Origin of the sequence: Streptomyces sp. NPDC057654, from assembly GCF_042800135.1 — a bacterium.
In the GTDB taxonomy this organism is placed as follows: domain Bacteria; phylum Actinomycetota; class Actinomycetes; order Streptomycetales; family Streptomycetaceae; genus Streptomyces.
Genome location: NZ_JBHVHQ010000315.1, coordinates 1 through 8,761 on the forward strand (window position 1 = coordinate 1; position 8,761 = coordinate 8,761).

The following is an 8,761-nucleotide window of genomic DNA, read 5'->3' on the forward strand; positions in this document are numbered from 1 at the left end:
CCTCAGGCCCCGCCTCAGGAGCACGCCTCAGGAGTACGCCTCAGGAGTCCCGTGAGTCGGTCCGGCGGAGCCCGGCGTCCCACGCGCACAGGGCGGCCTGCACCCGGTTGCCCACTTCCAGCGCGGCCAGAATCCGGCTGACGTGGGCTTTCACCGTGCCCTCCCGCATGCCCAGGGCGGCGGCGATCTCCGCGTTGGACCCGCCGTCGGCCAGCAGCCCCAGCACATCCGCCTCACGCGGGGTCAGCCGCCCGATCCGGGCCCTGGCGCTCTGTACCCAGCCGCCGGCCGCCCGGTGGTAACGGTCGACGAGGCGACGGGCCGCCGCCGGGTGGAGCAGGGCCTGGCCCCCGGCCACGACCTGGACGGCTCGGACGATCTCCGCGGGTTCGCTGTCCTTGAGGAGGAACCCCGAGGCGCCCGCGGCGAGCCCGTCGTACACGTACTGGTCCAGGTCGAAGGTGGTGAGCATGACGACCTCCGGCGGCCGGTGCAGCGCCCGCAGCTGTCGGGTGGCGGCGATCCCGTCCATGCGCGGCATGCGTACGTCCATGAGGGCCACGTCGACGCTCCACGCGGCGGCCAGGTCGAGGGCTTCCAGCCCGTCGCCGGCCTGCGCGACGACCTCGATGTCCGGTTCGTCGGCGAGGATGTCGGCGAGGGCGAGGCGGACCAGGCGGTCGTCGTCGACGATCAGCGTGCGGATCATCGCGGGTCCTGGGCGGGGTGGGATGCGGCGCCTTGGGCGACGTGGGCGTCCTGGGCGACCTGGGCGAGGGGGAGTTCGGCGGCGATGCGCCAGCCACCGGAAACGGAACCGGAACCGACGGGCCCGTAGCGCAGCTCGCCGTTCAGGGCGGCGACGCGTTCGGCCAGCCCGATCAGGCCGTATCCGCAGGTCGTAGGGGGTTCCTGAGAGGCCGCCCCCGGCCCGTTGCCAACCTCGACGGTGGACAGGGGCGGGCCGTACCGCACGATGACCTGCACCGCTGCTCCCGGCGCGTGTTTACGGGCGTTGGTGAGGGACTCCTGAACCAGGCGGTGCACGGCGAGTTGATGGCTGGCCGGGAGGCCGTCGGCGCTGCCGCGGATGTCGGCCTCGATGCGCTGCCCCGCGGCGCGGGCCTCGTCGAGCAGCTCGGTCAGTTCCCGCAGCCCCGGCGCCCGCTCGACGCCACCCCCGCCTTCTCTGTGGTCGCCGCCGGTGTGATCGCGGAGCGCGCCGAGGACGTAACGCAGGTCGCCGAGCGCCTGGGTGGAGGTGGTGCGCAACTGGGCGATGCGTTCGGCTACGGGCTCGGGCAGGTCGTCGGCGCGGCGGCGCAGCGCCCCCGTGTAGAGGGCGATCAGGCTGAGCCGGTGCGCGAGGATGTCGTGCATCTCGGCGGCGATACGGGCTCGTTCGTGCAACCTGGCCTGTTCGGCCCGGAGTTCCCGCTCGACGTGGAGCTGTTCGACCTGCGCGGTGAGGCTCGCGACGAGCCGACGCCGGCCGCTCACCCACAGGCCGAGGGCCAGCGCCATGCCGAACGTCATGGCGGGCCCGTACGACCGTACGCTCCACAGGAGCGCGTCATCCTGCATGAACCGGTTGCCGATCAACGCCGCCGCGGCGGCCGCCGAACCGGCCACGAGCCATCCTCGGGAGGCGAGGTAGAAGACGGCGATCAAGAGCGGCAGCGGTTCGCCGAGCCAGGCGGCGGCGAGGGCGGTGACGCCGACGGTGACGGCGGGGAACCGGTACCGCAGGAGCAGCGACAGGCTCGCGAGGGCCGCGCCCGCGACCCGCGGGTCCAGCGGATCGCCACCGGCCTCGCCGACCACCGCGGTCTGCACCGATATCTCGGCGACCAGCGCGATCAGCAGGGCCTCCGCCCACCAGGGCCATTTCCGGACATCCGCGCTCAGCACAGGTGCAGCGTAAGCAGCCAAGCCGCTCCCCCTCCTCCGACCAACGGCGTTCAGGGCCCCCTACTTTCGTACGGTACGGCCGTTGGTGCGCGCAGAGGCAGAAGCAGAGGCAGCAGGGGCGCTCCCGGGAGGAAGCGCCCCTTCTGCGGAGGGCGGCGGGCAGGAGCCGGCGGACGGTGCTCAGCCGTCGATGGCGACGGGGTGCATCTTCATGTCGGCGGTGCCCGGGTCGGCGAGCTTCAGGGCCTCCGCAGGCCACTCCAGGGAGATGCTGTGGGACCCGTTCGGCGGCGTGACGATGAGGTTGGTCGGCTGCGCGAGGCTGTCGCCGCTGTGGTCGACCTCGTAGGAGATGTTGAAGCTGGCGGTGTCACCGGGCTGCAAGTTGGTGACGCGCGGCTGGTTGTCGGCGCGCTCGATGGGCGCGGAGGTGCCGTCGGCGTCCTTGAGGTCGGCGCCCGCGAAGCCCGTGGCGGAGCAGGTGGACCCGCCCTTGTTGGTCATCTTGACGGTGACGTCGCCCGTGTTCTCGTCGGGCGAGGAGTCCACGGCCGAGATGACCAGGTCGTCCGTACGGCAGGACTCGAACGTGCCGTCACCCTTCCCCGCGCCGCCCCCGGAACCGGCACGGGAGGAAGCCGCGCCGTCGTCGGAACCCGACTTCGCGCTGTCCGCCTGAGCGCCATTGCCCTTCAGCCCGGACGAACCCGAAACGCCGGACCCGACAGCCGCGTTCGCATCCGCGTGACTCGCGGCCTTCGAGGCGCCGCCGTCCGAACCGGAGCAGGCGGTGAGGGACAGCCCGGCGGTGGCGATCAGAGCCGCGACGGCAACGCGCAGGGTACGACGACGAACGGTGCGAACGGCGGTGTTGGAGCTCATTTCGGTTTCCCCCTGGGGAAGTCGGTGTCGGTGTCGGTCTCTCTTCCGTACGACAACCACTCTGTCCGCCCCCACTACTGCCGGACTGCCGCACCACTAACGCCCAACTAACCAAGCGATTTGCCCCATATTGGCCTGAAATTACGAGGCCGACCACCACCATGAGCGCGGCGCGACGAACTCGACCGGGGACAGCACGAGCAGCGCCATCGCTCAGGCAAGCCCGATCAGTTCGGCGGCCGTCCCACCGAGCACCCGGTCGCGTATCTCACCGGGGCTGGTGACCCGCTCCACCATCGCCCGGGTGAGAGCCGGGTCCCCGTACGGGGCATCGGAACCGAAGAGGGTCCGGTCCGGGATCTCCTTGATGGCCAGCCGGACGGCGAAAACGATGTTGGCTGTGGACAGTTCCAGGTACATGTTCGGGGTGTCCCGGACCAACTCGACAGCCCGCATCCAGTTCAGTCCGCCGAGCTGGCTGACCACCAGTGGAACCGCCGGGTACCGGCCGGCGAGCGCCGACAGGGTGACCAGATCATCCGCCGTGGTCGGGGCGAATCCGTGCACGACCACAGGTAGCCCACCGTGATCGGCCGCTGCCCGGAGCACCGGTTCGATCACCTCTGCCCGCCCCGGCGGCGGCGTCAGCTCGCCGATCCCGCGCAGCCCACGCCCGACGACCTCGCGTTCCACAGTCGCGGCGACCTCTTCCGGCTCCAGGCCGAGGGGTACGGACAGGAAACCGATGAACCGCTCCGGCCATGCGGCGACACCGTCTACCCCGGCCCCGGCAACGACACCGCGTCCGGCGGCACCGCCACCGCCACCAGCTGCTGAACCACCCCGCCCCACCACACACCAGCGCCCCGCCCCGGACCTCCACCCGCAGGCGGGGCGCACCCATGCCACGCCGGAATCGAAACCCGCGTATCCCATCCCCGTCTCGGTGTCCGCGTCGCTCAAGGTGCGGCACCCACAACAGCGGTGGGGACGGCATCCTTTGTGCCGCCTGGACCGGTAGTCCACGCGAACTCTCAACACACAGTCATGACCTGCGGGTTCTGGGCTTCAGCGCCAGATTTTTAGTCCACACATAGTCCACAAGCGCTGGTCGATGACGTGACAGGGGCGGCCCAAGGCGAGACAGCCCACATGCCGAAGGGGGCACCCCAACTCTGGGGAACCCCCTATGACCTGCACATATTCTGACCTCGGCGGAGGCTGAGGGATTTGAACCCTCGGTGACATCGCTGCCACGACGGTTTTCAAGACCGTTCGACCCACACACCTGACAGACCACTGACCTGCGGTGATGCCCTATCTGGGCAAGCAGGTGACGTCCCTCTGGCCGCAGGTTGGCCACGCTGCGGGCCGGACTCGCCCGCTGGCCTGCCAGTCCACGCCGAACCAGTGGCACGAAAGCTAAGAGCGGCATGGGCTCTTCCTGACTACCGGCTCTCTGAGAAACCGCGGGCACCAGGAGCGCCGTCGAGCCCGTACCGGACGCCGCACGACTCCGCCCGTCACGCAGCGCGCGATGCCATCGATCGGGATGACCCCAGCAGCGCCGACATGACCGGCAGACAGATCAAGGTCGGCCCCGTATCGCCGAAACCCGAAGCAGAAAGAGGATGCCGCAGTCAGCTCGCCGACTGCGGCATCTGTCGGTCCTGCCGGGCCGCTGAATTGCCGGGTGGCCGTGAGGGGCCGCCGAACTCCGTGTCTCTCGCACCAAGCAACCGAGAAGAGGAGCACCGCCATGGCGTCAAGCGCTGCCGCCTTCGCCGCCGTCTTCGTCACCCTCTGGGTGGCCCACACCGTTGGAGACCATTGGGTCCAGACTTCAACGCAGAGCGCCCACAAAGGCGAGCACGACCGTAACCCCGGCCAGTCCAGCCGTACCGGACGCTCCGCCTGCACCCGCCATGTCATCAGCCTGACCCTCACCAAGCTGCTGCTCCTGGCCCTCGTCGTGCTCGCCCTAGATCTGCCGCTGAGCCCCGCCGGAGTAACTGCCGGCCTCGGCCTGGACGCCGCTTCGCACTGGTGGGCAGACCGGCGATCCAGCCTCGCGTGGCTCGCCAAGGTAACCGGCAAGAGCGAGTTCTACAGCCTCGGCGCCGGGACGCATGCCAAACACCCCGTCACCTCGGATGGCAGTCCCGCCGGACACCTCGGCACCGGGGCCTACGCCCTTGACCAGTCGTTCCACGCCCTATTCCTATTCTTCGCCGCCTTGATCACTGCGGCCATCTGACTCGGCACCTTCATCCATCCCTCAAGCGAAGGACAAACCATGGCACTGCAACTCCACCCCGGCCTCCGCCTCAACACCCAGGCATGGGACGGCGTCAAACTGACCCCGAGCAATCGCCGGATGGCCGCAATCATGGACGAGATCGGTCCTGCAGTCCTCGGACGAGCTGTCGCGATACACGAAGCCGGGCACGCTGTCATCGGACTTGTCACCGGACATCACATCAGCGAACTCCGTCTAACCGGCAACGGGCTCAACCACGGCCAGACCAGCTGGACACGGGGTCCTGACACCTCTCTTGAGGACCATCTCGTCATGGTCGCCGCCGGACTCGCGGCTCAGGTCCGCTGGCTGCGCGAGCTGCGCGCCTCCCGACAGGTGCTCGCCTATGTCGAGCGGCAAGCGGACGGAGACCAGGAGCACGCCCGACTCGTCGTCCGCGACTACGGACTAGACCGCGACGTGCTTCGACGCGCCGAACGGCGTGCCAGTGAGCTCCTCACCCCTCACTGGAAGCGCATCGACGAGCTGGCCTACCGACTCGACCTGGACAACATCGTCACTGGTGAGCGAACAATCCGCCGCATCGTCGGCATGTGAACTGGAGGAACTGACATGACAGCCCAGCCGACCGGAGTCACTCTCGTGCGAGAGGCCACTCGTATCGCCCGTGCCGTGGCCACTGGCCGCACCACGCGCGAAGAGGCCGAAGAGCTCGTCGCCCTCGGAGCCAAGATCGCCCACCGGACGAGCACCACATGGTCTGCCTCCCAGAAATACCGCCCGGGCTGGAACACCCCAGCGGCCATCAATCTGATGAACGCCGTGGGAAACCTGGCCGTCGTGTCTACCGCAGGCAAGCTCTGCGCCGCACTTGAAGAGCGGCCCGGGATGTCCCCGCTCGACTACCTCACGAGCTTGCGGCTGGACACGCTCCCGGCTTGGCCGCTACCCGACGACGCCGCAGCCGTGGTTGTCGTCTACCGCCGCGGCGGCACAGGCTTTAGCCGCCTCTGGTCTGCAATCGGCAAGGGCGACGAGGCCGAAATCAACCGGGCGATCACCAAACTGATCGACGCCATCCATGGTCCGAGCGGGTTCTGGGCCAGAGGTCTGGGCGACTAGCGGGGGACCGCTTGGTGTTTCTCGTCTGCGGGTCTACGGTGCGCCCCACGTCGGCCAAGAGGCCGGCCAAGACGTGGAGGACATCATGGCCCGCAGGCTGGAGATGATCGGTACCACTTCGGAAGAGGGGAAGTGCCCGACGTTGTACGAGGACCTCGACAGCGGGGAGATCCTCGTACAGGGGGTGGCGGTGACCGACCCCGAGGACGTGAAGCAGCTCAAGGACGTCGCGCCCCATGAGGGGTTCGTCGTCGTGCCGCGTGAGCTGCTCGTACGCTTCGGGCCCAAGGAGTAGCCAACGTGCCGGAGTTCATCGACGACGCCACCTTCGGCGACTACTTCCGGGAGTTCGAGCACACCGCGTGGCGGCTGGAGACTCGGCGCGCCTATGCGTCCGACGTGGGCGGTGAACGATACGCCCGGTTCCTGCGCGGCCAGGAGCTCGGTCTGGCGCCGTCCGCGTGGACCGCCAACATCGAGGAGCAGGTCGCACAGGGCAAACGGATCGAGCGGGTGCGGGTCCTCGACGAGCCGCCCACGGACGGGCAGCGCTTCCTGTTGGCGAGCGCGGTGAACAACATCGCCGCAGGTGAGGACATCCGGCACCTGTGGCGCGCCGACGCCGACAGGCTCGGTCTCCCCGCAGAGGACTTCTGGCTCTTCGACTCCCGCCGGGCGCTTCTGCTGCACTTCGACGCGGCCGACGAGTACCTCGGAGCCGAGCTGGTCAAAGACCCTCCCCTCATCCTCCGGTACTGCCAACTCCGGGATGCTGCCTGGCACTACGCGCTGCGGCGCGAGGAGTTCGTCGGCCAGGTACGTTCCCGTGTGTGAGCACTGATTTCCAGCAGGCCCGGGTCGTCCTCGGTGCGCGGCTGCGCGAGCTGCGCACCGAGGCCGGGCTCACCGTCAGGCAGCTCGCCGAGCGGTGCGGGTGGGCGCCGTCGAAGGTCTCCAAGCTGGAGAACGGGCGGCAGACCGCCACCCTCGGCGACCTCGACTCCTGGGCCCGGGAGACCGGCCAGCCAGCCAACGCCGACGAGCTCAAAGGCCGGCTGCGCGGGCTGGAGACCCGCCAACGCAGCTGGCGCCGACAGTTGGCCGCCGGGCACCGCGTGGTCCAGGAGCTCAACGCCGTCCAGGAGCAGCAAGCCCGCAACATCCGACTGTTCGAGCCCGCGATCGTCCCCGGTCTCTTCCAGACGCCGGCCTACGCCCGCAGCGTGCTCACCGACGTCTCCGAACGGCACGGAACGCCGCGCGATATCGAAGACGGGGTCCGGGCCCGCATGAAGCGGCAGGAGACCCTGTACCAGCCTGGGCACCTCGTGCAGGCCGTGATCTGGGAAGCCGCGCTGCATACGCTCCGGTGCTCACCGGCCGCCATGGTCGCTCAGCTCGACCGGCTTGCCGGCCTTCCGGGGATGGACACCATCACGCTCGGGATCATCCCCTTCGGCGTACGGATGCGGGTCTCGCCGAAGCATGGGTTCTGGGTCATGAATGGCAGTCTCGTCATCGCCGACACCTGGAACGCCGAGCTGTGGCTCGACGCGGCCGACGACGTCGCGCTGTATCTGAAGCTCTGGGACGAGCTGAATTCCGTCGCGGTATACGGCCAGCACGCGCAGCGGCTCATCGCGCGCGCGAGGGCGGCACTGGACCTCGCGTGAGCAACATCCCGAAATTCGCCACAGCCGACGAGAAACTCCGAGAAACACAGCGGATTCGGAGAAACACCGCTCTCTACCTTGCTGCCTATGAGGCCAGCGCGCAGATTCTCCCCCCTCAGCATCCGTCCGCCGTGGTTGCCGCTCGATGGCGTGATCGACGCTGTGGCCGCAGGGCAATGGTGGGACGCCGTCGTTGTCGAAGGCGTCCTCGGACGTGTCGTCGCCGCTCAGCTCCAGCACACCGCTGGCGAGCGCGCCGGCCCAGTCCTGTGCGACCCCGGCGGCCCCAAACCTCGCGTCTACTTCCTGACTCCGGCGGGAACCGCTGATCGGTGGGCAGTGCCTGGCTCTGTCGCCTTCGGGGAGTGCTGCTACGTCGTCCTCAACGGCACGCTCGACGCCGATACGGCCGGCGTCCACTGGCTCGTCGCGCCTCTCTGCCGCCACCCCGAACCGCTCGTCGCCCCGCAACTCCTGCGCGCACTCCTGACGGAACACGGGAGCAGGCCATGACCTCGCCCGGCAACGACTGGCTCCTCTCCTGCGTGCCCCACCCCCGACACGTGCAGTGGACTTGGGACGCGGGTGAGTTCGCGCTCGTCACCTCCACCTCGTGGACCGTGGTCGAGGCATCGCTACTGCGCTCCCACGCCGTACTGCGAGAACTCCGCCGCATGGGCAAGCAGGCCGGCCCCGTGCTCGCCTACTCGGAACGCAACCTCGCCTGGTGGCTCGTAGGCGACGGCGCCGAGACCCACCTCGCCGAACTGAAAGAACTCTCCGTCAAGCCCCTCGGCTGGGAACTCCCCTGCCCTCCCGCACACGTGGCCTTCCAAGGGATCAGGTGGCTGGAGAACCCCGACGGCTCCGGTCGGCTCACCGACGCGCGTGACCTCCGCGCCGCTTTCGAAGC

The 8,761-nt window shown here is 69.1% G+C and carries 12 protein-coding genes and 1 tRNA gene; 8 read left to right on the top strand and 5 right to left on the bottom strand.

The features are described from left to right. Window positions 1–40: 40 nt before the first annotated feature. The 5 genes from ACFU99_RS22530 to ACFU99_RS22550 all read right to left on the bottom strand — a co-directional run bounded on the left by ACFU99_RS22530 (window position 41) and on the right by ACFU99_RS22550 (window position 4,099). Window positions 41–709 carry a response regulator gene (locus tag ACFU99_RS22530; protein ID WP_384394703.1) on the bottom strand — a complete coding sequence of 223 codons (669 nt, stop codon included), beginning with the start codon at window positions 707–709 and terminating at the stop codon, window positions 41–43. Next, window positions 706–1,911: a sensor histidine kinase gene (locus ACFU99_RS22535; protein WP_384394705.1), complete on the bottom strand. Its 1,206-nt coding sequence runs from the start codon at window positions 1,909–1,911 to the stop codon at window positions 706–708. The genes ACFU99_RS22530 and ACFU99_RS22535 overlap by 4 nt, the downstream gene beginning before the upstream one ends. Window positions 1,912–2,091: 180 nt before the next feature. Continuing rightward, a complete protein-coding gene (locus ACFU99_RS22540; protein ID WP_384394707.1) occupies window positions 2,092–2,793 on the bottom strand; it encodes a DUF4232 domain-containing protein in 702 nt (233 codons plus the stop codon). A gap of 213 nt (window positions 2,794–3,006) precedes the next feature. Further along, entirely contained in the window at window positions 3,007–3,729 is a 723-nt protein-coding gene (locus tag ACFU99_RS22545; protein ID WP_384394724.1) for an amidohydrolase family protein, read from the bottom strand. A gap of 282 nt (window positions 3,730–4,011) precedes the next feature. Then, window positions 4,012–4,099 (bottom strand) — tRNA-Ser (locus ACFU99_RS22550). A 453-nt stretch (window positions 4,100–4,552) separates the two neighbouring features. Between ACFU99_RS22550 and ACFU99_RS22555 the strand changes: the two genes are divergently transcribed. The 8 genes from ACFU99_RS22555 to ACFU99_RS22590 all read left to right on the top strand — a co-directional run. Then, window positions 4,553–5,050: a transcriptional regulator gene (locus ACFU99_RS22555; RefSeq protein WP_384394709.1), complete on the top strand. Its 498-nt coding sequence runs from the start codon at window positions 4,553–4,555 to the stop codon at window positions 5,048–5,050. Between the two features lie 39 nt (window positions 5,051–5,089). After that, the gene (locus tag ACFU99_RS22560; protein ID WP_384394711.1) at window positions 5,090–5,650 is read left to right on the top strand and encodes a hypothetical protein; all 561 of its coding nucleotides are present in this window, start codon (window positions 5,090–5,092) and stop codon (window positions 5,648–5,650) included. Between the two features lie 15 nt (window positions 5,651–5,665). After that, window positions 5,666–6,175: a hypothetical protein gene (locus ACFU99_RS22565; protein ID WP_384394713.1), complete on the top strand. Its 510-nt coding sequence runs from the start codon at window positions 5,666–5,668 to the stop codon at window positions 6,173–6,175. An 85-nt stretch (window positions 6,176–6,260) separates the two neighbouring features. After that, on the top strand, window positions 6,261–6,470 hold the full coding sequence (locus ACFU99_RS22570) for a hypothetical protein (RefSeq protein WP_030882487.1): 210 nt from the start codon (window positions 6,261–6,263) through the stop codon (window positions 6,468–6,470). Window positions 6,471–6,475: 5 nt separating this feature from the next. Beyond that, on the top strand, window positions 6,476–7,009 hold the full coding sequence (locus ACFU99_RS22575) for a DUF6879 family protein (protein WP_384394716.1): 534 nt from the start codon (window positions 6,476–6,478) through the stop codon (window positions 7,007–7,009). Continuing rightward, window positions 7,006–7,848, top strand: a complete 843-nt coding sequence (locus tag ACFU99_RS22580; RefSeq protein ID WP_384394718.1) for a helix-turn-helix domain-containing protein — start codon at window positions 7,006–7,008, stop codon at window positions 7,846–7,848. Before ACFU99_RS22575 ends, ACFU99_RS22580 begins: the two co-directional genes overlap by 4 nt. A 150-nt stretch (window positions 7,849–7,998) precedes the next feature. Beyond that, window positions 7,999–8,361, top strand: coding sequence for a hypothetical protein (locus ACFU99_RS22585; RefSeq protein ID WP_384394720.1), 363 nt, complete (start codon window positions 7,999–8,001; stop codon window positions 8,359–8,361). After that, the coding region (locus tag ACFU99_RS22590) for a hypothetical protein (protein WP_384394722.1) at window positions 8,358–8,761 on the top strand (404 nt) is incomplete at its 3' end. The genes ACFU99_RS22585 and ACFU99_RS22590, both read left to right, overlap by 4 nt.

Coding starts and splice junctions, on each gene's coding strand:
- ACFU99_RS22530 (WP_384394703.1), bottom strand. CDS start 709: ATGATCCGCACGCTGATCGTCGACGACGACCGCCTGGTCCGCCTCGCC.
- ACFU99_RS22540 (WP_384394707.1), bottom strand. CDS start 2,793: ATGAGCTCCAACACCGCCGTTCGCACCGTTCGTCGTCGTACCCTGCGC.
- ACFU99_RS22545 (WP_384394724.1), bottom strand. CDS start 3,729: ATGGGATACGCGGGTTTCGATTCCGGCGTGGCATGGGTGCGCCCCGCC.
- ACFU99_RS22555 (WP_384394709.1), top strand. CDS start 4,553: ATGGCGTCAAGCGCTGCCGCCTTCGCCGCCGTCTTCGTCACCCTCTGG.
- ACFU99_RS22560 (WP_384394711.1), top strand. CDS start 5,090: ATGGCACTGCAACTCCACCCCGGCCTCCGCCTCAACACCCAGGCATGG.
- ACFU99_RS22565 (WP_384394713.1), top strand. CDS start 5,666: ATGACAGCCCAGCCGACCGGAGTCACTCTCGTGCGAGAGGCCACTCGT.
- ACFU99_RS22570 (WP_030882487.1), top strand. CDS start 6,261: ATGGCCCGCAGGCTGGAGATGATCGGTACCACTTCGGAAGAGGGGAAG.